Source organism: Pyxidicoccus fallax, from assembly GCF_012933655.1.
In the GTDB taxonomy this organism is placed as follows: domain Bacteria; phylum Myxococcota; class Myxococcia; order Myxococcales; family Myxococcaceae; genus Myxococcus; species Myxococcus fallax.
In genome coordinates this window covers 1-26,884 of the sequence record NZ_JABBJJ010000084.1, presented here as the reverse complement: position 1 = coordinate 26,884, position 26,884 = coordinate 1, and the positions used below count along the sequence as shown (strand labels likewise).

Annotated in this window: 17 protein-coding genes and 1 pseudogene; 8 read left to right on the top strand and 10 right to left on the bottom strand. The window is 70.9% G+C overall.

The genetic code is table 11. The features are described from left to right. The first annotated feature begins 54 nt into the window (after positions 1-54). Complete coding sequence (locus HG543_RS19285) at positions 55-3,228, top strand: Kelch repeat-containing protein (RefSeq protein WP_169346269.1); 3,174 nt, start codon at positions 55-57, stop codon at positions 3,226-3,228. A gap of 67 nt (positions 3,229-3,295) precedes the next feature. On the opposite strand, the gene HG543_RS55450 is transcribed toward HG543_RS19285, so the two are convergent. Both HG543_RS55450 and HG543_RS19275 read right to left on the bottom strand, forming a co-directional pair. Further along, positions 3,296-4,519 (bottom strand): hypothetical protein, encoded by a 1,224-nt coding sequence (locus tag HG543_RS55450; protein ID WP_246357154.1) that lies wholly within the window; start codon positions 4,517-4,519, stop codon positions 3,296-3,298. Positions 4,520-4,650: 131 nt separating this feature from the next. Continuing rightward, positions 4,651-5,367, bottom strand: a complete 717-nt coding sequence (locus tag HG543_RS19275; RefSeq protein WP_169346268.1) for a type 1 glutamine amidotransferase domain-containing protein — start codon at positions 5,365-5,367, stop codon at positions 4,651-4,653. A 106-nt stretch (positions 5,368-5,473) separates the two neighbouring features. Here HG543_RS19275 and HG543_RS19270 point away from each other — a divergent pair. Continuing rightward, positions 5,474-6,319: pseudogene (locus HG543_RS19270) on the top strand (LysR family transcriptional regulator); the annotation flags it as partial. Here the strand turns inward: HG543_RS19270 and HG543_RS19265 are convergent. The 3 genes from HG543_RS19265 to gcvA form a co-directional block, all read right to left on the bottom strand. Continuing rightward, complete coding sequence (locus HG543_RS19265) at positions 6,211-7,941, bottom strand: MXAN_6640 family putative metalloprotease (RefSeq protein WP_246357153.1); 1,731 nt, start codon at positions 7,939-7,941, stop codon at positions 6,211-6,213. The pseudogene HG543_RS19270 and the gene HG543_RS19265 overlap by 109 nt on opposite strands. Then, positions 7,938-8,816 carry an HmuY family protein gene (locus HG543_RS19260; protein ID WP_169346266.1) on the bottom strand — a complete coding sequence of 293 codons (879 nt, stop codon included), beginning with the start codon at positions 8,814-8,816 and terminating at the stop codon, positions 7,938-7,940. The genes HG543_RS19265 and HG543_RS19260 overlap by 4 nt, the downstream gene beginning before the upstream one ends. A 74-nt stretch (positions 8,817-8,890) precedes the next feature. Further along, positions 8,891-9,784, bottom strand: coding sequence for a transcriptional regulator GcvA (gene gcvA, locus HG543_RS19255; protein WP_169346265.1), 894 nt, complete (start codon positions 9,782-9,784; stop codon positions 8,891-8,893). 122 nt (positions 9,785-9,906) lie between these two features. Here gcvA and HG543_RS19250 point away from each other — a divergent pair, with 122 nt between their 5' ends. Next, positions 9,907-10,512 (top strand): LysE family translocator, encoded by a 606-nt coding sequence (locus tag HG543_RS19250; RefSeq protein WP_169346264.1) that lies wholly within the window; start codon positions 9,907-9,909, stop codon positions 10,510-10,512. A gap of 24 nt (positions 10,513-10,536) precedes the next feature. On the opposite strand, the gene HG543_RS19245 is transcribed toward HG543_RS19250, so the two are convergent. Continuing rightward, entirely contained in the window at positions 10,537-12,261 is a 1,725-nt protein-coding gene (locus HG543_RS19245; protein ID WP_169346263.1) for a sensor histidine kinase, read from the bottom strand. Positions 12,262-12,540: 279 nt separating this feature from the next. Here HG543_RS19245 and HG543_RS19240 point away from each other — a divergent pair, with 279 nt between their 5' ends. Then, complete coding sequence (locus HG543_RS19240; RefSeq protein ID WP_169346262.1) at positions 12,541-12,735, top strand: hypothetical protein; 195 nt, start codon at positions 12,541-12,543, stop codon at positions 12,733-12,735. Between the two features lie 75 nt (positions 12,736-12,810). Next, positions 12,811-14,241, top strand: coding sequence for a flavin monoamine oxidase family protein (locus HG543_RS19235; protein ID WP_169346261.1), 1,431 nt, complete (start codon positions 12,811-12,813; stop codon positions 14,239-14,241). 15 nt (positions 14,242-14,256) lie between these two features. Here HG543_RS19235 and HG543_RS19230 read toward each other — a convergent pair whose 3' ends face one another. Next, positions 14,257-15,660: an amidohydrolase family protein gene (locus HG543_RS19230; RefSeq protein ID WP_169346260.1), complete on the bottom strand. Its 1,404-nt coding sequence runs from the start codon at positions 15,658-15,660 to the stop codon at positions 14,257-14,259. A 57-nt stretch (positions 15,661-15,717) separates the two neighbouring features. Beyond that, a complete protein-coding gene (locus tag HG543_RS19225) occupies positions 15,718-20,259 on the bottom strand; it encodes a hypothetical protein (protein WP_169346259.1) in 4,542 nt (1,513 codons plus the stop codon). A 133-nt stretch (positions 20,260-20,392) separates the two neighbouring features. Between HG543_RS19225 and HG543_RS19220 the strand changes: the two genes are divergently transcribed. Further along, the gene (locus HG543_RS19220; protein ID WP_169346258.1) at positions 20,393-22,405 is read left to right on the top strand and encodes a lysyl oxidase family protein; all 2,013 of its coding nucleotides are present in this window, start codon (positions 20,393-20,395) and stop codon (positions 22,403-22,405) included. Between the two features lie 81 nt (positions 22,406-22,486). Here HG543_RS19220 and adk read toward each other — a convergent pair whose 3' ends face one another. Both adk and HG543_RS19210 read right to left on the bottom strand, forming a co-directional pair. Beyond that, complete coding sequence (gene adk / locus HG543_RS19215) at positions 22,487-23,143, bottom strand: adenylate kinase (protein ID WP_169346257.1); 657 nt, start codon at positions 23,141-23,143, stop codon at positions 22,487-22,489. 126 nt (positions 23,144-23,269) lie between these two features. Beyond that, entirely contained in the window at positions 23,270-24,223 is a 954-nt protein-coding gene (locus tag HG543_RS19210) for a LysR family transcriptional regulator (protein WP_169346256.1), read from the bottom strand. 23 nt (positions 24,224-24,246) lie between these two features. Between HG543_RS19210 and HG543_RS19205 the strand changes: the two genes are divergently transcribed. Both HG543_RS19205 and HG543_RS55445 read left to right on the top strand, forming a co-directional pair. After that, positions 24,247-24,438, top strand: a complete 192-nt coding sequence (locus HG543_RS19205; RefSeq protein WP_169346255.1) for a DoxX family protein — start codon at positions 24,247-24,249, stop codon at positions 24,436-24,438. A 130-nt stretch (positions 24,439-24,568) separates the two neighbouring features. After that, positions 24,569-26,236: a J domain-containing protein gene (locus HG543_RS55445; protein ID WP_246357152.1), complete on the top strand. Its 1,668-nt coding sequence runs from the start codon at positions 24,569-24,571 to the stop codon at positions 26,234-26,236. The last annotated feature ends 648 nt before the right edge of the window (positions 26,237-26,884 follow it).

Genomic DNA, 26,884 nt, shown 5'->3' with positions numbered 1-26,884 from the left:
CGCCGCCACAGCTCCTCCTGTAGATTCGGCTCCAGCCAATCTCGGAGGTTTTACGTGTCTTACAGGGTATTGCCCGGCAGCGGCTGGGTTCACGGTGTCCTGGCGGTGATGCTGAGCTGCTTCCTGCTCGCTCCGGGGGGAGCGCTGGCCCAGCTCCCGGGCCCCCTGGAAGGGGCGACGTGGTCGCCTACCGGCAGCATGAGCACGGCGCGTTGGGGTCACACGGCGACGGTGCTGACCTGGGGACAGGTGCTGGTGGTGGGAGGAGAAGACGGCACGGGCTCGCTTGCCTCGGCGGAGCTGTACGACCACTGGTCGGGAAACTGGATTCCCACCGGGAGCATGTCCACGGCCCGGCGCGGGCACGCGGCCACGCTGCTGCACACGGGAAAGGTGCTGGTGACCGGCGGCAGCTCCATGCAGGGGTTCGCTCCGCCGGAGTTGTATGACCCACGGACGGGCACCTGGACGTCCGTCAGCAGCATGGCGACGAACCGTGCGGACCACACCGCCACGTTGCTGCCCACGGGGCAGGTGCTGGTGACGGGAGGCTGGAACAACAACACACACCTTGCCTCGGCGGAGCTGTACGACCCGGAGTCGGACACCTGGACGTCCACGGGAAGCATGATGATGGGCCGCTCCAAGCACTCGGCCATGGTGCTGGGCTGGGGGCGGGTGCTGGTGAGTGGCGGCACCGACGGTGCTTCTTATCTGGCTTCATCCGAGCTGTACGACCCATGGGTGGGGATGTGGCTGCCCGCCAGCAACCTGGTGGAGGCGCGCGGCTACGGCACCGCCAGCTGGCTGGCCTCGGGCCGGGTCCTCGCGGTGGGCGGCATCAACAGCAGCTCGGGAATCCTCTCCTCCGCGGAAGAGTACGACCCGGCCACGGCCACCTGGACCCCCACCGGCAGCCTGTCCACGAACCGCGAAGACCATGCGGCCGCGCTGCTGCCGTCCGGCCACCTCCTGGTGACGGGAGGTATCGGCTTCAATGGGTATCTCGCGTCGGCGGAGTTGTATGACCCGTGGACGAAGCAGTGGACCTCCACGCCCGACATGAGCACGCAGCGCCGCTTCCACACGTTGACGCCGCTGGCCAATGGCCGGGTGCTCGTGACCGGAGGCTTCGATGGCAACGGAGCCCTCGCCACGGCGGAGCTGTTCGATTCGGGTCCCAGCCCCTGGACTCCCACCGGCGGCATGGCCGAGGCCCGCACCTTCCACACGGCCACGTTGCTGCCCACGGGGCAGGTGCTGGTGTCGGGCGGCGCTGGCCATAGTGGGTATCCCACCTCGGCGGAGCTGTACGAAGGGACGACCGGCACCTGGTCCTCCACCGGCAGCATGGCCGAGAGCCGCAGCCTCTATACGGCGACGTTGCTGCCCACGGGCCAGGTCCTGGTCACGGGAGGCAGTGGCAATCAGGCGGGGGCGCTCGCCACGGCGGAGCTCTATGAACCGTGGTCGGGGCTCTGGATGCCGACCAGCAGCATGGCCCAGGGCCGTGTCCACCACACGGCGACGTTGCTGCCCACGGGACAGGTGCTGGTGACGGGCGGTGATGACGGTCACGGGGAACGGCTCGCCACGGCGGAGCTGTACGACCCATGGACGGGGACCTGGACGCCCGCCGGGAGCATGACCACGGTGCGTCACTACCATGAGGCCACACTGCTCCCGTCGGGGCGGGTGCTCGTGACGGGCGGCCAGAACCTGTACGGCTCCATCTCCCAGGCGGAGCTGTTCGACTCATGGACGGGCACCTGGACAGTCACGGGCAGCATGGTCGACGCCCGGGCCTTCCACACGGCCACGCCGCTGGGCACGGGCCAGGTCCTGGTGACAGGGGGCCTGGGCCATCAGGGATTCCTCGCCACGGCCGAGCTGTATGACCCGGGAACCGGCACCTGGACGCCCACCACCAGCATGGGCGCGGTCCGCCATCGGCACACGGCCACGTCGCTGCCCTCCGGTGAGGTCATGGTCACCGGTGGATATGATGGCAATGAGGGATACCACCCCTCGACGGAGCTGTATGACCCGAGCTCCGGCCGCTGGACCTTCGCCGGCAACATGAGCACGGCTCGCTACGGCCACACAGTGACGCTGCTGCCTCCTTCGGCCCGGATTCTGGTGGTGGGTGGCGTCGGGAGACGATGGTCCGTCGTGGAGGCGGCGGAGGTCTACGAGCTGTGGAAGGCCCCATGGTCACCCACCGGCAGCATGGACTGGGGGCGCACCAACCCCACCATGACGTTGCTCCCGTCGGGACAGGTGCTGGTCACCGGCGGCATTGGCGCTCCTCCCGGGTCCTCGGAGCTCTATGACCCGGGCACGGGCGGCTGGTCTCCCACGGGCAGCATGCTGACGGCGCGCACCCACCACACGGCGACGCTCCTGCCCTCTGGCCAGGTCCTGGTGGCGGGTGGATGGAGCGGACCTTCCGGACGTCTCGCCACGGCGGAGCTGTATGAGCCAGGCACGGGGACGTGGGCGCCCACCGCGAGCATGCTCGCGCATCGCCGCGGCCACACGGCGACGTTGTTGCCCTCGGGCAAGGTCCTGGTGACGGGCGGCTATGGCAACCAGGGAGTGCTTGCCACGGCGGAGCTCTACGACCCGGCAACGGGGACCTGGACCGCGACCGCCAGCATGGCCCACGGCCGCAACCAGCACACGGCGACGCTGTTGCCCTCGGGCCTCGTGCTGGTGACAGGGGGCCAGGACACCAGCAACGAGCGGCATGCCACGGCGGAGATGTTCGACCCGGTCACGGAAACCTGGACGTCCACCGGCAGCATGGCCATTGGCCGATACATCCACACGGCCACGTTGCTTCCCTCGGGGAAGGTGTTGGTCGCGGGCGGCTTCGCCAGACATGGCGCCATCGGTTCGGCGGAGGTCTATGACCCGGGAACGGGCAGTTGGACTTCCACGGGCGACATGGCCACGGCCCATTACTACCACACGGCCACGTTGCTGCCCTCGGGGCAGGTGCTGGTGGTGGGCGGCTCGAAGACCAACGACAGCGGCGCGGGCCTCGCCACGGCGGAGCTGTACGACGCGGGGACGGGCACCTGGACCTCGACCCGCCCCATGGGCCTGAGCCGGAGCCGGCACGCGGCCACGCTGCTACCTTCGGGGCAGGTGCTGATAGCCGGTGGGGAGGACTCGAACGACAACGGAGAGGACCTCTCCTCCGCGGTGCTGTACACGCCCTGACCTCGCGGAGCGTCAAGACCCCTGGCCCGGAACGTCATCGGGCCAGGGTGCCTCCGGGCACACGGGCTCAGCGGCAGGTCAGCCCGCTGAAGCCGGGGTTGGCTCCCGTCTTCTGGTTCATCATCACCCGTTTCGCGGGCGACGTGGCCTTGAGGTCCGCGGGGTTGCTGGAGTGGAACTTCGGGTCCTCGAACCGGTCCACCTTGCCGTCATCGGACCGCGGGCTGCCGTCCGGGGTGCGGTCCGATTCGGGCCACATCTCCCAGCGCACCCAGCCATACCCCTTGGCGTACCAGAACCGCTCGGCGCCCCGGGGGTACCAGGGGTTGACGTTCACGTCGTGGTAGCGGTCGACGATGATGACGTCCTGCTCACCGAGCTGGCCACCCACGTCGATGCGCCCCACGAAGCGGAGCATGTGGCGTCCGGCGGGCCAGCGCCCCTCGTTGGGATTGTTGGGACACGGGTTCTCGCGGTGCTTGAAGAAGCGGATGGTCGCGTTGAACCAGGTCTCCTCTCCTTGTGCCCAGGAGCGCGGCATCCACATGGCGTCGGCAGGCTCCACGTCATAGGCCGTGCCCGGCCCGTCTCCCACCGGCAGCGTCGTGTCCCGGAACAGCCAGATGCGCGAGTCGTTGTAGGAATACAGCTCCCACCGGTCCGACTCGTAGGGGTTCTTCTGGTACCAGAAGCGCCTGCCCGCGGCGTCGTGGATGGTGCGCTGCATCTCGCCGAAGCCGGCGCGGGTGTCCTGCATCGTCTGCCCGCTGGTGTTGAGCATGTAGTTCAGCGGGTCGATGCGCCCGGGCGGAGGAGGCGGCGCGGCGCGGCAGGTCCTGTACGCCGACCACAGCACCTGCGAGCCCTTGTAGATGACCAGGTTGCAGTCCTCCTGGATGGACAGGAAGACGCCCGGGTTGTTCGAAGTGTTCGTGGCCCACCGGACGGTGTCGCCGTTGTAGAGCACGAGGTTGCCGTCGTACTGCATGACGAACGAGGTCGTCGGGCCGTTGGTGCCCGTCCACCAGAGGGCGCCCTGGCTGTCGTAGGCCACCACGTTGCCATCCGTCTGGTGGACGAGCGTGACCGCGCCGTTGCACGACTGGGTGGACTGGCCGCGGCCCAGCGACTGCCCCGGGTCCAGCCGCCCACACGCGAGCGCCGCCTCCCGTGAGACCGGTTCCGGCGCGGGCGACTCCGCGTCGCCCGGCCCCTCACAGGCGGACAGTCCCAGCAGCAGGACCGCCGCCGCGGCGGCATTCTTCAAGGGAACACGCAATGAAGACTTCATGCAAAACTCCTTGGCGGGTGGAACAACGGTGATGATGACAGCAACGTCATCAAGCCATTGAGTGACACGCGTGACAGGGACACAGGTCCCGTCCTTCGTGTTGAACACCCGCCCTCGGAATTTCGCGGACTTCACCGCCGGCTGCCTGCTCGCTCCTTCTTGGACTCCTTCTCGCGCAGCGCGGCGAGGACCTCGCGAGCGACAGCGGCCGACGAAGCGGGGTTCTGGCCGGTGACGAGCCGCCCGTCACGCACCGCGAAGCTGCCCCACATGGGGCCGGACTCGAAGCGGGCGCCCTGCTCCCGCAGCCGCGTCTCCAGCGCGAAGGGCACCACCGTGTCGAGCTTCACCGCCTTCTCCTCCTCGTTGGTGAAGGCCGCCACGCGCTTGCCCGCGACGATGGGCTTGCCGTCCGGGGCCTTCACGCCCACGAGCGCCGCCGGGCCATGGCAGACGGCGGAGACCACCGCGCCGCGCGCGTACGCCGTCGTGAGCAGCGAGTGCAGCGGCGTGTGCGTCGACAGGTCCCACATCACGCCGTGGCCGCCCACCACGAAGTAGGCGTCGTAGGTGTCCTTCACCTTCTCCAGCACGAGCGTGTTCTCCAGTTTCTTCTTCGCCTCGGCGTCCGCGAGGAAGGCCTGGGTGACGTCGGAGGACTCCTTCTCGCTCTTCGGGTCCGCCGGCGCCTTTCCGCCCAGCGGCGAGGCGATGTCCACCTGCGCGCCCGCCTTCCGGAACTCGGCGTAGGGCGCCGCCAGCTCCTCCAGCCAGAAGCCCGTGGGCTCCTTCGTGTTCCCCAACTGCGTGTGGCTGGTGACGATCAACAGGACGGTCAGCGTCTTCATGGTGCGTGCTCCTCGGTCGGCCCCCACGAGCGGGGACTCACGGGTCGAGACGTACCGCCCGCGCGGACTGAAGAAAATCGAGAGCCTCTTCGCATAATGTGAAGCCATGCTTGGCAATCATGAAGCGCTGTGGACGCTCTGGGAGGTGAGCCGCGCGGGGACCCATGCCGCCGCGGCGGCGCGCCTGGGCATCACTCCGTCCGCCGTCGGGCAGCAGCTCAAGGCCCTGGAGGCGCGCGTGGGCGTGGCGCTGTTCGAGCGCGTGGGACGCCGGGCCCGGCTCACCGCCTCGGGGGCGGCACTCGTCGCGCGGCTCGCGGAGCACCTGCCCGCCCTGGACGCGGCCGTCGAGGAGGCGTCCGAGGCCCACCGCGCGGTGCGGGGCGAGGTCTCCCTGGGCGGCCCGTGGCCCTTCTACCGGTACTGGCTGCGTCCACGCCTGCCGGCCCTGCTGGAGCGTCATCCGGAGCTGCGCCTGAGCGTGCGCTTCGACGTACCGAGCCTGCTGGTGCGCAGGCTCCTCGCGGGCGAGCTGGACGTGGCCCTCCTCGGCCTGCTGCCGGAGGCTCCGGGGCTGGAGGTCCGGCGCGTGGCCCAGGAGGAGTTCGTGGCCGTGGCCTCACCCGGCTACGTGCGGCGGTGGGGCACGCCCCGGACGGCGCGCGACTTCGGGGCGCACCGCTTCATCGCGTTCGACGCGGACCTGGCGATGCTCGGCCCGTGGTGGCGCGCGGCCTTCGGTCCCCGCGAGCCGCTACCGTCCCGGGTGGTGTGCCACATCGCCAACCTCGACGAGATGCTGGCGCTCGCCGAGGCGGGCAGCGGCATCGCCGTGCTGCCCGACTACCTCGTCGGGCCGGCGGTCCGCGCGGGGCGGGTGGTGGTGCTCACGCCGGAGTCTGGCCGGCGCTCGATTCGCCGCCCGCGCGGGACGCTCTGGGTCGCCTGGCGCCGGGCCGCGGCGCCCACGGCACGATTCCTCGCCGTGCGGGACTGGCTCCTGGAGGGAGCCCAGGAGCGCTGAGCGCTGGCCGCACGAACGCCGAACGCGAGGAGCACCGCCAGCAGGGCCCAGCTCGTACCACCGGGCGCGGCTCCACAGCCGCCCTCTTCCGACGGCGGCCTGGGCTCCACCGGGGTCCCTCCGTCGGTGCCGCCGTCCGTACCATTCCCCACGCCACCGTCGGTGCCGCCGTCCGTGCCCGCGTCGGGCCCCGGCTGCACCGCGACACAGGGAGCGCCGGAGGCGTCGCCGGTGATGCAGAGCCGGCCATAGCGGCCCGTCCCCTCCATCCGGCCGTCCACCACCGCGACCATCACATGCGTGGCGTCCGCGGCGTCGACCTTCGCGGACAGGACTCCGGGCCCGTCCACCCGGGACACCCGCAGCACGGCGTTGGCTGTCACCGCCGCCACCAGCAGATGGACTCCGCCGGGAGCCTCACCCACCTGGGGCTCGAACACCGCGGAGACCGTCTCCGAGCCTCCCTCCACCTCGAAGTAGCGCGCCGACGCGGCCGCGACCCGCACGGACGGCTCGTCCATGGGAAGCGTCCTGGAGGAGACGGTCAGCGCCGCATAGCCGCCACCGCGCGCATAGCCGGGCACCCTCCCCGCCCTCGGGCCGGTGGCGAGGTTCCACAGCGCGAACTCGGCGAACGCGGTGTCGAAGTCCGCACCCCAATCGCGGCGCAGCACGGTGTCCACCAGCACCGGCCAGCGAACGCCCGGCGCAAGGACGCTCTCCTCCCACAGCGAGCGGACGACGCCATCCCCGAAGCGCTCACCCAGGAACTGGAAGTACAAGCCGGCCCCATAGCTGAAGGACGCCGCGGGCCCGTCCGGGTCCAGCACGAGGCTCCGGTCCGGGCGCGTCATGTACGCGGCGGTGAAGTGCTCCAGGTCGTCCAGGGCCGGCTCGAAGCGCTCGCTCGCCCAGACTGCGGTGCCCTCGGACGCCACGCTCCCCAGGCCCGGGTGATAGGCGGCCTGCACGGCGTGGAAGAACTCGTGGCTGGCCAGCGTGGCCACGGCCTCCTCGTAGGAGCCGTAGCCGTAGCCCGCGAAGTCGTTCTCCTCGAGCATGTGCCCGGTGCAGCGCGTGGACTCACCCTGGCAGCCGTCCAGCCGGAAGGCTCCGTCGGCGCGCCCCGCGAAGTCCACGAGGTAGACATCGAAGCGGCCATCACCGCCGGCATCCCCGCCCACCCAGGCGTCATCCGGAGGCCGCTGGAAGCCCAGCCCGGCGTAGAAGTCCGCCACCCGGTCATAGGCGCGGGCGACGGTATCCACCGCGTCCGGGACGCCATTGCCGTCCGCGTCCGCCGCCGCCACGGCGTTGGGCCCCGAGCGGGAGAAGTGGATGCGGAAGCTCCCTCCGGGGGAAACGATGGACTCCACCGGCTCCCCCTCGGCGAAGCGCGGCGGCGTCGCCGAGGGCGAGGTGGGGCGCGCCCCCGCCTGCAGCCCCATGCGCCAATCCGCAAACGGCTCGTGCCGCTCGTGGGGGCCGCGCGGCGCCTGGACGGGCCCGCATCCGGAAAGCAGCAGCAGGAGCAGCGCCCGGAGCCTCATGGCAGGAAGGCCCACCTGGCGCGAATCTGCCCCGAGCCGTTCGGCGAAGGCGCGGTGCCCGTCTCGTTGCAGACCTGCTGCGGCTCCGGCTCGTAATAGGCCGTGACCTCCAGCTTCACGTGCCGGCCGTCCGCCAGGCGGATGACGAAGACGTCCCCGGTCATCGCCACACAGCGCTGGTTGTACGTCCAGAAGGTGCCCATCGACATGAGCGGCCCCGAGAGCCCCGAGTCGTCGGAGATGAACGTGCAGCTGTCATCGTACCAGGCCTCCGTCTTGAACTCCCAGGCCGGGTCCACCGCCGTCACCGACGCGAACGTCGTGCCCGCCGGCGTGCGGGCCACCGAGACACACGAAGGGCCGGACGTGCCGCTGTTCACCCGGATGTAGTAGCGACGGAAGGCGATGTCCCATCCCGTCCGGGCCAGCGCTGACTGGTCATCCACCTCGACCTTCGCCAGCCCCTCCGGCGTGAAGCGGGCATAGGTGTACGACTGCGTCGGCGAGACGCCGCCCGCTCGCGCGTCGATATAGGTGTGGAACTCGCCCTCCGGCGCATCCTCCTCGCGCACCACGCCCGTGGACACGTTGGTGAACAGCTGGAGCTTGTCGATGCTCTGCTCCTTGCACGGCACCTCGTTCAGACACTGGGTTCCAGCGTCCGTGCCAGCATCCGTCCCCGAGTCCGGAACGGGGTCGCTGCCAGCATCGGTTCCCGAGTCCGCCACGCTGGCGTCCGGCACCGGGTCGACAGGCGCGTCATCGTCCGACCCGCAGTTCACCAGCACCACCAGCGCCATCACCACGCCGGCAAGCGCCCAGACACCCTGCTGTCCCGAGCGCCGCGTCATCGTCTCTTCCGTCTGCGTCCTCATGCGTTGGCCCTTCCTCTCGATTGCACCTCGAAGCCGGGCGGCAAGCTACTTGAGAACGATTCTCATATTCAATATTAGACCTGGAAAATTTCGGCGCGGTGGGCCTCCGTCTCGGAGAGCAGCCACGCCTTGAAGGCGGCCACGTCCCTCCGGCCCGACAAGGGCCGGGGGTGGACGAGCCAGTAGCCGAAGTCGTTGGGGAGGACGTGCGCGAAGGGCCGCACGAGGCGCCCGGCCTTCAGGTCGTCCGAGGCGAGCACCAGCCTCCCGAGGGCCACGCCCTGCCCCCTCACGGCCGCCTGGAGCACCAGCCCGGCGTCGTTGAAAGCGGGGCCCGCGTCCGCGTCCACGCCCTCGACGCCCGCGGCCTCCAGCCAGCGTCTCCACCCGTCCTTCGGCGTGTCGTGGAGGAGCCGCACCTTGCGCAGGTCCTCGGGCGAGCGGAGGCGCTTCGCGAGCGCCGGGGTGCACACGGGGCTGAGCGCCTCGGAGGCGATGCGCTCCGCCTTGAGCCCCGTCCACCGCCCCAGCCCGGAGCGGATGCCCACGTCGAAGCGGTCATCGAGGAAGTCCCAGAGCTCGGCCGAGCTGCTCAGCTGGAGCTCGATGTCCGGGTGGCGCTGGCGGAAGTGCTCCAGCCGGGGCACCAGCCAGCATGCGGCGAACGAGGGCAGCACGGTGAGGCGCAGCGGCCCCTGCTCGGCCTCGTACAGGCGCGTGGTGGCCTCGGAGAGGCGGTCGAACGCGGGCGTCAGCTCGCGCAGGTACGCCGCGCCCTTCGCGGTGAGCGTCAGCGCGTGGCCGCGCCGCTCGAACAGCGCGACACCGAGCCAGTCCTCGAGCTGACGCACCTGATGACTGATTGCCGCCTGCGTCACATGCAGCTCGGCGGCGGCGCGCGTGAAGCTCAGGTGTCTGGCTCCGGCCTCGAAGGCGCGCAGCGCGCCGAGCGGTGGAATGCGGCGCATGCTCGATGAACCTCCTTTATCGAGCGCGCGAGGATAGCTCGCTGGGCTCCCGTCCCGAACGGGTGTTTGTCCTCTCCGGCACGGGGCGCGACGGACGCGCCGGTGCGCGAGGGAGCACGGTCATGATTTCCGCCGAGGTGTGGTTGTTGTTCGTCGGCTACACGGTGCCCATGGTGTTCAGCCCCGGGCCCGGCAACACGGTGCTCGCCACCGCGGGTGGGCGCTTCGGCATCCGGGGCTCGCTCCCCTTCTGGCTGGGCTTCGAGGGGGCCAATGTCGCGCTCTGCCTCGTCTACGGGCTCGGGCTCGGACGCGTGCTGCACGACCGCCCCGAGCTGCACCAGGTGCTGCGCTGGGGAAGCGTGGCATACCTGCTCTACCTCGCGTGGGGCTTCTTCCGCTCATCCGCCACGCCGGGTGGAGCGCGAGAGGAACCTGCGCGGCTGGGCTTCGGAGACGGCCTCCTCGTGGTGGCGCTCAACCCGAAAATCCATTCGATGATTGTCGTGATGTTCTCCCAGTTCCTCGACCCGGCCCGCGCGATGCTTCCCCAGACGGCGCTGCTCACCGCGGCCTTCCTCGTCGTCTGCGTGGTGTGCCACTTCCCATGGCTCTACGGCGGCAAGCTCATCCTGGGACGCTTCCGGAGCGAGCGCGCCATGCGCATCCAGGGCTGGACGTTCGGCACCTGCATGCTCCTCGTCGCGGCCTATGTAGCGTTCGTTTGAGCGCGGGGTGACACGCTCGCGGGTTCAGTGAAAGGCGGGCGGGCGCGCCTCGGGTTCCGTCTCCTGGGGGCGCCCGGGCTGTGTCCGCGCCAGCTCCGTCAGTGGGAGCTGGACGATGAAGGTCGAGCCTTCACCGAGTCGGCTCTCGACGTTGACGCTGCCGCCGTGCGCCTCCACCACACGCCGGACGATCCACAGCCCCACGCCGTAGCCCGTGACTTCGCGGTCGAGCCTCACGCGCTCGAAGCGGTCGAAGAGACGCCCCTGGTCCTCGGGGGCGATGCCCACGCCCCGGTCCCTCACCACCAGCGTCGCGACCTTGCCTTCCGTGGACACCGTGAGGTCCACCGGCTGCCCCTTGCCGTACTTCACGGCGTTGGAGAGCAGGTTGTCGACGACCTGCTCCAGCCGCAGCCGGTCCCACGCGCCTTCCACGGGCCCCTCGGCATGGAGCCGCAGCTCCACTCCGGCCTGACGCAGCTCCTCGTCCAGCGTGCTCACCGAGTCGCGCACCAGCTCGACGAGGTCCAGCTTCTGGCGCTTGAGCTCCAGCCGGCCCGCCGTCATCTGGCTGATGTCCAGCAACGCGTCCATCATGTGGAGCATCCGGTCCGTCTGCCGCACCATGGCCTCCACCCGGGAGGACAGCTTCTCCGGGGAGCGCGTCCCGCCATCGCCCTTCTGCATGTCCTTTCGCACCGCCTGCAATTGCAGGCGCAGCGAGGTCAGCGGGGAGCGAAGGTCGTGCGACGCCATGGAGAGGAACTCGTCGCGCGCCTTGAGCGCCTCCTGGGCCTTGCGGAACAGCCGGGCGTTGTCCACCGCGAGGCCCGCCCTGCGCACCAGCTCCTCCGCGAGCGTCAATTCCGCCGACCCGTACGTCCTTCCCGGCGTCGCCGACACGAAGGTGATGGCGCCGAAGGTGTCCCCGCGGGCCTTGAGCGGCACGCACATGTACGAGCGCGCCCCCAGCTCCATGAGCCGCTCCGGCGTGTCCACGCCGAGCGCGGCCCGCACCCACGACGCCTCCATCGTGTCCGGGCAGAGGTCCGACATTCCCGTGCGCACCACGTAACCGATGCCCCGCGCCAGCTTCGTTTCCTCCAGGGGCAACACGCGCAAGAGCTCCCGCGTCCACGTCTCCCGGGCGCGGTTCGCATGCGCCGCGGACACCACCGCCAGCCCCTGGGAGCCCCGGATGGCCACGGTGCACCAATCCGCCATGCTGTGGACGGCCAGGCGGGCGACCTCCTGTAGCGTCCGCTCGTACTCGAGGGAGCCCGTGAGCACCTCGCCCGCCTCGGCGAGGAAGGCCTGTGCCTTCTCGATCTTCTTGCGCTCCGTCAGGTCGCGCGCCACGTTGGAGAAGCCTCGCAGCCGCCCTTCCTGGTCGCGCATGGGGTTCAGAATCACGGTGCCCCAGAACTGTGAGCGGTCCTTGCGGACGAGCCACCCCTCGTACTCGGCGCGCCCGTCGGCCTCGGCCCTCCGGAGGATGCGCTCCGGTACCCGCTCCGCATTCTCCTGCTCGGGAAAGAAGATGGAGATGTGCAGGCCGATGGCCTCCTCCGTCGAGTACCCCTTGAGGCGCTGGGCGCCGAGATTCCAGTTGCTCACCCGTCCATCCACCGACAGCGCGAAGACGGAATAGTCCTGAAGGCTGTCGATGAGCAGCCGGAAGCGCACCTCGCTCTCGCTCAGCGCGACCCTGGACTCGGGTTCGTCCTTCCGCTCGTTTTCGGCGGACATCCAAGCTCCCCCGCATGCGAAGTTGCACTCCAAGGTAGGTACGCGAACGTCACCCGCCGTCAGGACTTCCCCTACTCCAGGGTGGAGCGCACGGGCTTGCCTCCCCGCCCGCCCTGCCAGCGGACGGCCCGGCGCCAGCGCGAGCCATGGCCGCACCCGCTCAGCGTCGCGGTGTGTCGAGAAGGCACGGCACGCGCGGAGCCCACATGGGGCTTCTCCGGGTGGATGTCTGGTGTTGGCCCGTGACAGGCGCCATCCCCGATACGCGAGCCTCTTGAATTGCAATTCAACCCAGGCAACCTCGCCAGCCCGAACACCTTCGGCGGCTGGGGCGCGGGCTCGACCTGCTTCTGGATCGACCCGGAGCGCGAGCTGACGTTCTCCTTCCTGTCCACCGGTCTCATGGAGGACAGCCACCACATCGAGCGCCTCAGCCGACTGTCGGACATGGTGCTCGCGGCGGTGACGCGCTGACATCCCGGGGAAGCCGCGCACCCCGCCGCGGCCTCCCTTCGTTACAGTGCCCCCGGCAACGACACCGGGGGCACCATGACCTTGAAGCTGAACCGCCGTGCATTCCTGCAGTGGCTCGGAGTCGCGGGCGCGGGGCTGGGCCTGCCGGCGTGCGTCCATGGACGGGGCGGCGGAGACCGCCGGGTCATCGTGGCGGGAGCGGGCCTGGCGGGCCTCACGGCGGCGTACGAGCTGGTGAAGCTCGGCTACGACGTCACGGTGCTGGAGGCCCAGGCCCAGGTGGGCGGGCGCGTGCGGACGCACCGCCGGGGCTTCACCTCCGGCCAATACGCGGAGCTGGGCGCCGTGCGCATCCCCGACGTGCACCAGCACACGCTGGGCTACGTGAAGGAGTTCGGACTGCCGCTGGTCGAGTTCACCCAGGGCGAGCCGCTCTACTACCTCAAGGGCCAGCGCTTCACGCACCGCGACGGCCAGCCCTGGCCGCTGGAGCTCACCCCGCGCGAGCAGGAGCGCGGGCTGGGCATGGCGGCCGAGTACATCGCCGCCCACTTCGAGGAGTTCGGAGACCCGCGCCGCGGCACCTTCCCCACGCCCGCCGCGCTCGCCCGGTACGACGCACTCACCTTCGCCCGGTACCTCCACGAGCAGGGCGCGAGCGAGGACTGGCTGCGGCTCTACATGGCGGAGAACGGCACGGAGCCTCCCGTGACGGGCACCCTCGCGTGGATGGCCTACGAGGCGGCGGACCGTGAATGGCAACGCACCTTCCACATCCGCGGTGGAAATGACCAGCTCCCCCGCGCCCTGGCCCGGCGGCTCGGAGAGCGCGTGCGGCTGGAGCACGCCGTGGTGCGCATCGAGCAGGACTCGCGGAACGTGCGCGTCTGGTACCAGCACGGCGGCAGGACGGAGTCGCTCCAGGCGGCGCACCTGGTGTGTGCCATTCCCCCTTCCCTGCTGCGCGAGGTGGAGCTGCGCCCCGCCTTCTCCGAGGAGAAGATGCGCCTGTTGCGTGAGCTGGTCATGGCGCCCTCCTCGCGCATGTGGATGCAGACGCGCACCCGCTTCTGGAGCGCGGAAGGCCTTGGCGGGCTGAAGCTCGTGAAGACAGACACGCCCGTCGAGCGCCTCTGGGACTTGAGCAGCGTCCTGGATGGACCGCAGGGCATGATGATGGCGTACATGGACGACCAGAACGCCCGCGCGTTCGCGGCCGTGCCCGCCACCGAGCGCCCCGAGTACGTGCTCCGCCACGTGGAGCGATTCTTCCCCACCATCCGCTCCGAGGTGCTCGCCTTCCAGGGAATGGCCTGGTCCGAGGACCCGTGGGTGCGGGGCGCCTGGCCCAACTTCCAGCCGGGTCAGGGGTGGATGCTCCCGGTGCTCCCCCGCCCCGAGGGCCGCGTCCACTTCGCCGGCGAGCACACGTCGCTGTGGACCGGCTGGATGCAGGGGGCCATCGAGTCCGGCAAGCGCGTGGTGCGGGAAATCACCGGCGCCTGACGCCCGGACGCGGCGCTACGGGGTGAAGTCGGTCGGCGCGCCCGACACCTGCCGGCCGCGGTGCCACACCGCCTCGATGCGCTCCAGGTCGGCGATGTCCTTCGAGGGGTCGCCCTGGACGACGAGCAGGTCCGCGCGCCGCCCGGGCGCGATGAGGCCACGGTCCTGGAGCCCGAGCAGCTCCGCCGCGCTTCCAGTGGCGAGGTGGAGGGCCTGCAAGGGCGTCAGGCCCGCCTGGGTGAGCAGCTTCAATTCGCGGTGCTCGGCGAAGCCGGGGATGCGCAGCGGCGTCGCGCCGGAGTCCGTGCCGAAGCCAATCCTCACGCCCGCGTCGTGCAGCGCCTTGACGTTCTTCAGGTTGAACTCCAGCGCGCGCTTGTTGACCGGCGCCGTCTTCCCATCCTGGAGCACGCTGGCGCGCCAGGCCGGGTCATCCAGCTGCTGGGCGAGCGCGGGCTGCACGGCGTGCCGGAAGAAGGGCTCGGCCATCCACTCCGGCCGCTCGGCGAAGATGTAGAACGTCTCGTTGAGACCGAGCGTCGGGATGTACCAGGTGCCGTGCGTCTTCATCGCGCGCACGAAGGACTCGTCGACCTCCTGGTCCCGGACGCCGTGGGCGAGGATGTCCACGCCCGCGGCCACCAGTCGCCGCGCGTCCTCCAGGTAGTGCACGTGCGCGGCGACGCGGACGCCATGCCGGTGCGCCTCGTCGATGATGGCCGTGTACATCTCCGGCGGCATCTTGCCCGGGAGCGTTCCGTTGAAGTCGTCCACCCAGATTTTCAAGAGCCCCTTCGGACGGCGGGACGCCACCTCACGCACGGCCGCGCGCGCCTCCTCCACGCTCCCGGGGCGTTGGAGCTGACCTCCGACGGCCTTCACCGGCGGGGCGCCGCTGGGATGCCCGATGCTGCCGTCGGCGCCGAGGATGGAGGCCCCCGGCAACGTGCCCTGCTCCACCTCCTGCTGGAGTTCGTAGAGCAGTGGCATGTTGAAGCCGAGCGACGTCACGGTGGTGACGCCGTAGGCCTCGAACTGCCGGAGCTGCCGCGCGATGTTGTCGCGCTGGTAGTGCTGCCCACCGGCGCTCGTCCCGTCGGTCATCCCCAGGTGCGAGTGGTTGGAGATGAGGCCGGGCAGCACCGTCTTCCCCTCCAGCTCGATGACGCGGGCCGAGGCGGGCACCACCACCCGGTCCACTGGCCCCACCTCGCGGATGTTCGTCCCTTCGATGACGATGACGGCGTTCTCCAGGGGCGGCCCCCCGCTCCCGTCGATGACGCGCGCGCCCCGGAGCACCGTCACCGGGCTCGCGCCATCAGCGCGGACGTTCCGCACCGAGGACTGGCAGGCCAGCGCCCCCAGGAACAGGCTCCCGAGCAGGAGCGGGAACACACGGCGGCGGAGGGGTTGGAGCATCTCGGTTCCTCGGAGTCAGGGGTCCGGGCGTGGATATGCGGAAGTCACGCCCTCCCATCAACCGGAATGTGCCAGTCCCGGGGCCGTCTGGGGCGTCAGACCCAGCGCGGCGGCGAGCCACCCCCACCGGAGCTTGCTGAAGTCCTTCTCGTCACGGCTGGCGACCAGTTCCTCGCGGAGTGCCTCCCTGGGAAGCGTGGCGAGCATGCGGTCCAGGAACCTCGAAGCCTGCCCCAGCGAGGTGAGCGCTCCATAGAGCCGCAGGGACACGAAGGTCCCCTGGGCGAGGGCCTCCCGCTCCAGCGCGTCGAGAAACCAGCGAGGGAGCAGATCCGACAGGCTGAGCCACTCCGCGGGGTTTTGAAAGCGGCGCATCCAGCCCGCGAGGACCTCGTCCAGGAGCGCGCCGGCATCCCATCCGCGTGCCCGCGCCTCGTGCTGGAGACGGACGTGGCAACTCAACCAGTGGTCGGAATCGAGCCGGCACAGGACCTCCACGACGGCCCGGCGCGTCCGAGGCTGCTCGGCGAGCCGGACCAGGAGCCCCTCCGTGCCCTCCGGCAGGGCCGCGTTCCCCTCGGAAAAGGCGGCCTTCGTGGCCCGTGCCACCAACGCGTCCGGAGCCCCCCGGTCCAGGAGCTGCTCCAGCAGCGCCAACCAGCACGACAGGGGCAGCGACGACTGCGCCAGCACGTCGATGCACGAATCCAGTGCATCCCACTCCCCGTCCACGCGTGCCCCAGGAGCGGTCCCCACGTCGAGCGCGTGGAGCGCGCGGCGCATCAGCGCGGGGTCCACCGCCTCCGGGGGCACCTGCCCCGCGAGCTTCTGGAGTGGCTCGGGCTCCGACGCCCCGGTGGAGACCTGGCGCACGACGTGCTCGGCGACGCGTCGCGCGTCGCTCCACACTTCCAGGCCCCCGCTCAGGATGGGCCCCATCTCCTCGCCCTCCTTGACGACAGGCTGCTCGAAGACCTCGTGAAGGCCCCGCCAGTCCCCCAGCACCGCGAGCCAGCCCTGCCGCGACCGCAACCGCTCCGCGCCACGCCGGGTGAGCGCGCGCTTCCAGGCCGTCTCGTGCCGCCGGTGGAAGTAGAGCGTCCACATCGAGGGACGCGGCTCCGCCGGCACTCCGTCCCAGCGCGACAGGACGCTCCCCAGGAGGTGCCCGGGAAGGTGCAACTGCAGGTCGGCGAGCGCCGCGAAGGGCGCGACACGGGGCTCCGGAAGCGAGCCGGGAGAGACGGGCACGTCCGGCCCGGACTGTCTCAGCAGCGCCGCGAGCAGGTCCGGGTCGGAGGCGAGCGCGTGGTTCCTCGCGGCCCGCTTGCGCAGCACCCGCACGGCCGCTGGACAGCCGATGGGCACGCCCTCGAACCAGGTGAGCCCCCGGGGCGCCGGGGCCGGAGCGCCCAGGCTCCGGGGAAAGGGAAAGCGCGCGGCCAGGTGCATCGCCACCCGGTGCGTGGCGGGGTGCAGGCGCGGTTCCGCGAGGCAGCGGACCACCGCGGCGGGTGCCGGCCGCCGTTCATACGCACGCACGCAGGACGCGAGGACGCTTCGCCACGCATGCTCCCGGCAGGGCTCACAGTAGGAAGCATTCGCCTCCGCCACCTTGTCCCAGAGGGGAGCAACGCGCTCACACAACTCGAGCGCCGTGGCCACGTCCAGCTTCGCCAACAGGGTCGGCAGCACGTCCATCGTGCCGTGCTCGATGCCGTGGTCGTCAATCCGGGTCGAGCGCGCCACCTGACGCCACGCCACTTCGACGAGCGCCCGCACCGCGGCCTCGGAGGGACTCGCGAGACCGAGGAGCGCCTTCGCCACGTCCCAGTGCCGAAAGGTCACCTCCGGAAAGCGCCCCAGCATCGCGACCATCCGCTCCGCGTCCGGCGTGAAGGCGCGGTGGAGAAGCGCCGCCCCCAGCAGCGGATGGGCCTTCGAGAGCTGGAGGCACTCCGCCTCGCCCAGGCGCTCGACGAGCCATTGTGCCGCCTCCAGGTCCTCCTCCTCGCCGAGGTAGCGCCCCAGGGCGGCCAGCGTTGCCGGGACGTCCTCGCGCTGGCGGGCGAACCACACCTCCGCCTCACGGGAGATCTCCTCGTCCGGCCAGAAGGGCCTCCCCAGGTGCTGGCAGTACGCCGCCACGGCATTCCCGGAGGGGTCCGCCGCTTCCGAGGCGAGGAAGGGAACGGTGCCGTCGTCGTACCAGAAGCCCGGATGGAGGGACTCCGGCACGCCGGAGGAGGCCAGGGGCAACCGGGTCCGGGTGGCCAGCTCCACGCAGAAGCCGAGGAAGGCGCGCTCGATTTCCGGTCGCAGCTCGGGCTCCAGCGAGACGTAGAGCCGATAGCCCAGGAGCGTCCAATCGCGGGAGACGGCGATGAGCTTGCGCGCGACAATCCCCCCGGCCTCGTCGCGCAGGTAGAGGACGTGCTTGTTCGCGTCCAGGGCGTTGAGCACGGTGGAAGCGGCGTTCTCGCCATCACGCGCGAGCGACAGGCACGTGTTGAAGGGGATGCCCATCCGCAGCACCTGGAGCGGGTCCTGCTCCACGGAGAGCACGTAGCGACGGCCCCGCAGGTACACCTCGGCGAAGCGCGGGGCGAGCCAGGCGTCCACGTCCATCCGCTTCGCCGCGCTCTTGAGCCACGCGGTGTTCGCGGGCATGGCACGAGCGAGGGGCTGCCCCGGATGGGCCGCGGCGTGGCGCAGCAACCTGCCGAGCAGCTCCCCGTTGACGTCCGTGACGAGGCGCAGGCGCACCGCGTCGCGCCACTCGGGCGTCAGCGCGGGCAGGCAGATGCCCCAGCCGGCGCGCAGCACGGCATCGAGCGCGACGTCGAGGCGGACCTCGAAGGCTCGGGTCAGCGCACCCTCCACCCGCTCCCGCAGGCGCCGCAGCGTCCATTCCGGCGAGGGTGGGACTTGCGTGGAGGGCCGCTGCTCCAGCCGGGACAGGCGGCGCCGCTGGGCTTGCGTGAGGTCCTCCCGCGACGCCAGGTGCTCGCGCTCCCCCTGCCGCTTCGTGGCATGGGCGAAGTCGCGCAGCAGCGCCCGGGGCAGGCTCGGCGTCTCGCCCGCGAGCCGCCGCAAGTAGCAGTAGCGGTCCAACAGGGTGTCGTCGCCGAGCCAGGCGGCGAACTCCGGGAAGAGGCCGCGCCCGAGACCGGGCGCGGTGCCCATCAGGTCCGCATGGAGGGTGCGCGCCTGCTCCGGCGCGGAGCGCACCAGGCCGAGCGTCACGTCGAGCGCCGCGAGCAGGGAGCGGGGGTTGGAGCGGGACTGCCAGGCCATCAGGCACCGCCCGAGGAGGGCGAGCCCCGCCTTGCGGCTCCGGGCGATGCCGCGGAAGGTGGAGGCCTGCTCGGCCAGCTCGTGCCCGCGCAGCTTCTGCTCGGGGGCGAGCCGCAGCGACCACTGCCCCCAGATGCGCGCCGCCTCCACGTCGTCCCTCAGCGCGATGAGCCCGTTCGTGTAATGGGCCCGGACCAGCTCCGAGACGAGGGAGAGTTCGAGTCCTCCGGCCACGAGCGCTCCGAGCGGGGCGAGGAACTCGAGGTTGGCGGAGCCATGACTCCTCTCGAGCCGCAGCAGCTCCAGCACCTGCCTCGGAGAGAGCCGCTGTCCCGCGAGGTGCTCGCGGAGCGTGTCCACGCTCCGCAGCACGAGCGAGGCCTCGGCGGGAGTGAAGAGGTCTTCCGGCTCCGGGCGGAACATCAGCGCCAGCACGCCGAGCGCGCGCTCCAGCCGCTCATGGGCCGCGGGCGCCAGGGTGGAGCGCCGCGCCGCGAGGACCTCCTCCCCCGCCGCCCGCACCGCGTCCGCGAGCGCCTGGGGCAGCGGCGGAGGCGCGTCCTGCTCCGGCGTGGGTGGGGAGGCGGGCCACGCCATCATCGCCTGCACCGTTCGCCGCAGCCGGCGCTCGAAGGGGCGGCCACGCACCCGGTCTGCCTGGAGCACTTCCCGGGCGAAGCCATCGAGGACCTCGTCGGGCACCTCGCAGTCCTCGGGCCGCGCGAGCCGCGGGTCCGGGGCCAGACGCGCCAGGAGCGCGGCGATGCGGCGACGGCCCTCGGCCCGGCGGAAGCGGTCCTGCTGGCGGCTCCGGCGCTCGACCTGCTCCAGGTCGCTGGCGGCACCGGGACCGTGGAGCGCGTCGACCAGGGCCAGCAGGCTCGCCCTCCCCTCCGTGGGACCTTCCGCGAACCGCTCGGAGAGCCCGTCCAGTTCCTGCTGCCGCGCGTCGAGCCACGCCGCGTCCACCCGGCCATGACGGCGGAAGACGCGCGGGCACTCGTCGATGAGGGCGAGCACGGAGGGATGCCGGAGTGCCCGCAAGTCCCTCTGCGCCGCGCCGAGCCACCGCGCATCCACCGGGTGCGGCGGGCGCGCCATCCGGGCGGCGCGCTGCAGACCCGGCACCGTGGGACGACCCCGCTGTCCGATTTCGTCGAGCAGCACGAGCGGGTCCTGCACCGCCTGGAACCAGACGAGACGCGGCCCCTCCGCGCACCACACCAGCCGCCCGTCGAGCAGGCTCAGCCGCAGCAGCCTGCGCTTGAGCTCGGAGAGATGTTCATCGGTGGGCCGTCGCATGGTCGGTCAATGGCAGGGGCGCCGCCCCATGGACGCGGCGTCACCCGATGCCTGACGGGTCCCCGCGAACCCGGGATTCCCGCCAAACATTGCCCCCTCGTACAATCGGCGGACTCAATCCGGGGGGCTGTCCATGACGCGAGCATTCCGAGGGCTCTTCCTCGTTGGCGTGCTGTTGGGCCTGGCAGGCTGTGAGACGCGCGGGGCGTCGGAGGACGAGCGGAAGGAGGACACGCGAGGCGCGCTCCCGCTGGACTTGAAGGTGGAGGCCGTCACGCTGGCACCGCGCGTGGTGCCCGGAGGCGCGCTGGCGGTCACCGTCACCGCGACGAACACCGGCACCACTCCGTGGGAGCCCGGCAACACGCGGCTCACCTTCCGGGGCGACGCGGCCTGGAGCAGCGGCACGCTGACGCTCGGAGCCCGCACGCGTCCCGGCCAGCGGGCCACCTTCACGGGACAGGCCGTCGCGCCCCGCCGGGTGGGGCTCTTCCCGCTGAAGTGGACGGCCACCTTCCAGGGAACGGACTTCGGGCCGCCCCTCTCCGGCGACTCCGAGGTGACGTGCGGCGACGGCGTGTTCTGCAACGGGGACGAGCGCTGGGTGAACGGCCAGTGTGTCGCGGGGAGCGACCCGTGCGACGACGGCGCCGAGTGCACGGTGGACGTCTGCGACGAGGAGGCCGGCCTGTGTGACCACGTGCTGGGCGGGCCCGACTGCAACGCCTGCTTCGCGAAGAACTGCCATTCCAACTGCCGCGGCGCGGTGTGCGGCGACGACGGCTGCGGCCGGAGCTGCGGGAGCTGCGCGCCCGGCGAGGCCTGCATCTCCGGCGCCTGCACGGTGGCGAGTCAGCCCGGTACCTGCTCGCAGCCGCTGCCGCTGCTGGCGCCCGGCGAGCCGCTCCTGGGTGACCACGTGCTGACGGGGGACACCACGGGCGGCCTCAACGAGGTGGTGCCGACGTGCAACGCCACCAGCGCCGCGCGCGAGGTCATCTACGCCTTCACCGTCACGGAGCCGGTGGGCATGGACGCACGCTCCAGCGGCTTCGACACGGTGCTGCACCTGCGCAAGGAGGACTGCGGCGCGTCGGCGGCCACCGTGGGCTGCTCGGACGACGCCGCGCCTCCGGGCGACTACGGCTCCCGCGTGGCCACGATGCTCATGCCCGGGAAGTACTACCTCGTCGTCGACGGCTTCGACGGCGCGGCCTTCGGGGCCTACACGCTCAACATCCGCTTCGCCGCGGGCTGCGTCCCGCAGTGCGATGGCCGCTTCTGCGGCGGCACGGACGGCTGCGGTGGCACCTGCGGCACCTGCCCCGAGGGCGAGATGTGCAACACCTCGGGCCGCTGCGTCTCCAGCCCCTGCCGGCCCGACTGCCACGGGCGCAAGTGCGGCGATGACGGCTGCGGCGGCACCTGCGGCACCTGCGAGGACGGGCAGCTGTGCGTGGTGGAGACGGGCGCCTGCAAGACGTTCCCCACCTGCGACCATGCGCGCCCGGTGTGCGCCACGCCCTGCTCGTCCAACGAGTTCTGCGGCACCGACTGCCAGTGCCACCGCCGGAGGGAGCCGATGGCGGACCTCGTCGTCGACCGGGCGCGGCTGCAGAACGAGATTCGCTTCGACACGATGAACATCAGCCCCGACTCGTGCGCCATCGCCGAGGCCTGCGTGCGGGGCACCGGCCTTCGCCGGCTGCTGCGCTTCAGCGTGGAGGCCGTCAACCAGGGACAGGCGACGCTCACGGTGCCCCAGGCGAAGACGCGCCCGGACCTCTTCCAGTTCTCACCGTGCCACGGGCACTACCACTTCAACGGCTTCGCCAGCTACGCGCTGCTCGACATGGAGGGCCGCGTCATCCTGCCGGGCCAGAAGCTGGCGTACTGCATGGAGGACACCATCCAGGCGCGGGTGGGGCCCAACGTCGCGTGCACGAAGAAGTACGACTGCGAGAACCAGGGCATCCAGGCGGGCTGGTCCGACCTCTACGGCAACGCGCTGGACTGCCAGTGGCTCGACATCACCGGCATTCCCTCCGGCCGCTACCAGCTCCAGGTGAGCGTCAACCCGGTGCGCACCTTCGAGGAGATTTCCTTCGACAACAACGTCACCACCGTGCCCGTCGACATCCCGTGACGGGCACCGGGCGCCCGAGCCCGGGCGCGAGGGAGGCAGTCCTCGCGTCCGGGCCGGCGTCTCGCGAAAGCCGCCCGTGCTTCAGCGGCCCAGCGCCTGGAGGACCGCGGCGCGAATCGCCTCGACGGTGCCCAGGCCGTCCACCTTCCGGTACTTCGGCGCCCGGGCGTCGCCGGCAGCCGCCCACTGCGTGTAGTACGCGACGAGCGGCTCGGTCTGCTGGTGGTAGACGGCGAGGCGCTTCTTCACCGTCTCCTCGCGGTCGTCCTCGCGCTGGACGAGGTCCTCGCCCGTCACGTCGTCCTTCCCGGGCACGCGGGGCGGGTTGTACTTGACGTGGTAGGAGCGGCCGGAGGCGACGTGCGTGCGCCGGCCGCTCAGGCGCTCCACCGTCACGTCGTCCGGCACGTCGATTTCGAGCACGTAGTCGATGGGCACGCCGGCGGCCTTCATGGCCTCCGCCTGCGGAATCGTGCGCGGGAATCCGTCGAAGAGATAGCCCTTCGCGCAGTCGGTCGCCTTCAGCCGCTCCTGGACGAGGCCGATGATGATGTCGTCGGAGACCAGCTGCCCGCTGTCCATCACCTTCTTGGCCGCCAGGCCGAGCGGCGTGCCCGCCTTCACCGCGGCACGCAGCATGTCCCCCGTCGAGATCTGCGGAATGCCGAAGGCTTCCTTGATGAACGTGGCCTGCGTTCCCTTACCTGCACCGGGTGGGCCAAGCAGAATCAGTCGCATGGGTCGCTGTCTGAGAGGGGGTGGGGACGGCGGTGTTGACGGGTTGCGTTGAAGTGGACCTGCGATTCTCGCTGGACGCTGCTTGCCGGGTCAATCGCGCAGTCAGATGCCATGGGCCTCAAACCATCACCGTGCCTCATACCTTCGTTCCGGCGCGGGACGAGGGGCCTCCTCGGGCGTACCGAACTGTTTCGCACAGAGCGCCGCGAGCCAGTCCATGAAGACCCGGACGCGCGGAGGGACCTTTCGCTGGTAGGGGTGGACCAGGGCGAGGGGAAGCGGAGGCGGGCGCGCGTTGGGGAGCACCTCGCGCAGCCGACCCTCGGTCAGGGGGCCCGCGAGCCGGTAGGCGGGCACCTGGATGAGGCCGAAGTGGGCCAGGCACCCGGCCACGTACGCCTCCGAGTCCGTCACCGTCAGCAGGCTGTTCATCGAGACGTGCCTCGACTCGCCGCGCACGACGAAGTCCAGCGGATACGGCTTGCCGGTGGAGCGCTCCAGGTAGTTGACGGCCAGGTGCCGGTCCAGCGCCTCGATGGAGCGGGGCTCTCCCCGCCGGGCGAGGTAGCCCATGCTGGCGCAGGTGATTTGCGGCATGGACGCCAGCCGCCGCACGACGAGGTGCGGGGTGTCCACGATGCCGGCGCGCAGCGCGCAGTCCACCCCTTCCCTCGCGAGGTCCACCGCGCGGTCCCCGGTGCCGAGCTCCACGTCGATTCGGGGGTAGCGCTCGTGGAACTCGGGCAGCACGGGGATGACGACGTGCGCCGCCATGCCGGACGTCATGTGGACCCGGACCTTGCCTCGGGGCTTGCCCCCACCGCCCTGCGCCAGCTCCGCCTCCGCGTCGTCCACGTCCGCCAGCACGCGCGTGCAGCGGCGGTAGTACTGCGCTCCCTCGGGCGTCGCGTTCACCTCGCGCGTCGTGCGGTGCAGCAGCCGGACGCCGAGCCGCGCCTCCAGTTGCTGCACGGCCAGCGTGACGGTGGCCCGCGGCAGCCGCAGGTCCGTGGCCGCCTTCGTGAAGCTTCCGAGCTCGACGATGCGTGTGAAGACGCGCATCGCGTCGAAGCGGTCCATGCGTGGGGCCTCCCGCTCGGAAGATGGCGCAGTGTTCAGGATTCCTGAACGAAAAATGCAGGCTGTTCATCTTCTCCGGACGGTGTGGCTCCACGTGGTCGTGGATCGACCGCGGCATCGAGTCCCCCGTCATGCTGGGGTTCCTCTCGCTGTTCCTCTCCTTCCGGGGCGGTGGCGCGCTCTCGGTGGACCGGGCCATCGGGTCGGAACTCTGACCTCGCGACGCGGGGTATGAGCGGCTCGTACCGGGAGGGGTGCTTTCTGGACCTGTGAGACGGATTGGGGCATGTCGAAGGCTCGCGTCCCCGTCTCCTGGAATGGGGTTTCACCCGGCGAAGGAAGTGCATGCGAGCCTGTCCGTGCTGCATGGAGAAGCTGACGTCCGGCCTCCTCGGCCTCGGGGGCCGCCGCCTGGTGGGGGCGTGCGAGGTCTGTGGAGATGCCGTCTGTCAGTCCTGCCTGGGCACGCGGGTGCTGGACGTGGGAGCTCCCGGGCAGCAACGCCGGCTGACGAGGAAGCGGGTATGCCGGTCCTGCCTGTGGGAGCACCTGACGGACCGGGGTGAGCGTCCGCCCTTCCCCGCGCCTCCCGGACAGCGCGAGCGCGCGGCGCGGGCGGCTCGGGAGTCCTGCACCCACCCGGGCGTGAAGATGTGCATGGGCTTCTGTCCCGACTGCGGTGACGAGGTCCCCTGGAAGGCCGAGCACGGCAACCCGGCCTGCGAGGCGTGCGGGGCTCCGTCACATCGGTTCTTCAACTGCTGCTGGGCGTGTGGCGAGTCGTTCGGCGAGGAGAACGAGCCCCAGGCGGTGGCCCGGGGCTACCGGCTCGAGTTCGACTGCGACTCCGACGACTGCGCGGGGAAGCTGGCGTGGCTCATGCCCCACTGCCCGTGGTGCGGCGAGGAGAAGCGCTGGCAGCCCCCCGACAACGGCGGGCTGGAGTGCGTGGAGTGCGAGAGCGGCCTCGACCGGGCGTGGGCCTTCTGCGTGCGTTGCGGGGCGGAGGCGCCGCTCCCGGACGACTGCCCCCGGTGTGGACAGGAGCTGGAGGAGGCCCAGTCCGCCGCGCGCTGTGAGCAGTGCCGGAACCTCGTGTGCGGGGATTGCTTCGACGTCCGCGTCGTCGCCTCCGCGTCCGGGGAGCGACAGGAGCGGCTGATGTGCTCCACCTGCGGGAGCGCCTTCCCGCGTGCCGAGGACACCGACGCCACGGCGGACGAAGAGGAACAGGAGGCGTCCGAGGACGAGGCCGAGGAGGAATCCGAGGACAGCGAAGCCGAGCAGGAATCCGAGGACGAAGAGGTCGAGGACGACGAAGCCGAGGAGGAATCCGAGGACGACGAAGCCGAGCAGGACTCCGAGGACGAAGAGGCCGAGGACGAGTCCGCAGACGACGAAGCCGAGGAAGAGTCCGAAGACGAAGAGCCCGAAGAGGAGCCGCGCCGCCGGGGGCCCGCGGCAGACCCGCGTGGGCGGAAAACCACGGAGGAGCCGCGTGGACCGAGGCCCTCGGCGGACCCGCGTGGATCGAGGCCCTCGGAGGAGCCACGTGGACCGAGGCCCTCGGCGGACCCGCGTGGATCGAGGCCCTCGGCGGAGCCACGTGGACCGAGGCCCTCGGCGGACCCGCGTGGACGGAAGCCCGAGGACGATCCGCGTGGGCGAAGACCCGCGAGCGCGCAGCCGGATCCGGAGTCACGGCGACGGCCTCCCATGAACGAGGAGCCGGGACCGGAGTCACGTCGACGGCCGCCCGTGGACGAAGAGTCGGAGCCACGTCGACGACCGCCCGCCGCCGCGCCGGAGCCACCCCCGCCCACTCCGTGGGAGGTGCTCGGCGTCACGCGCGACACGCCGCTACCGGAGGTGAAGCGGGCCTTCCTCGCGCTCGTGGCGCAGTACCACCCGGACAAGGTCGCCCAGCTCGGCCCCAAGCTCCAGGCACTGGCCCAGGAGGAAACGCGCCGCATCATCGAGGCATGGGAGCAGGTCCGCAGGCAGTCGCGCTAACCTGCTTTCAGGGAAGTCCGTCAAGGCCACAAGGACGGCCTGAGGTGCGAAGTCCGGTGGCAGAGGGCGAAGGCCCTGACGCGCCGGACGTCTCGCCCCAGTCTGCCTGGATGCGGCTCGGCGAGGTTTCGGGGCGCGAATCGTTATTGCCTCGGCCATTTCCTCCCTCGTCGTGAGCGTGGAGCCAGGTGCCCTTCACGGCATCCGTCGCGGTCAGAGCGCCGTCCCGCGGCACCGCGTGAGTCCCGAGCCCGCGCGCTCGTGTCAGGCCCCTCGGCCGCCCATGGCTGGAACCAGGTGCACGCAGCCGGATGACCCGCCAGGTCCTCATCGGGCGTGCCCCCCTCCTCCCTGCCATGTCGGCCCCTCCGGAAGAAGGGTCGTCGTGGAGGAATGATTCCTCCAGCGAGAAGGGTCGTCGTGGAGGAATGATTCCTCCAGCGAGAAGGGTCGTCGTGGAGGAATGATTCCTCCAGCGAGAAGGAGCGTCGTGGAGGAATGATTCCTCCAGCGAGAAGGGGCGTCGTGGAGGAATGATTCCTCCAGCGAGAAGGGGCGTCGTGGAGGAATGATTCCTCCAGCGAGAAGGGGCGTCGTGGAGGAATGATTCCTCCAGCGAGACGGCGGCTCAGGGGGGCGGGAGGGGAC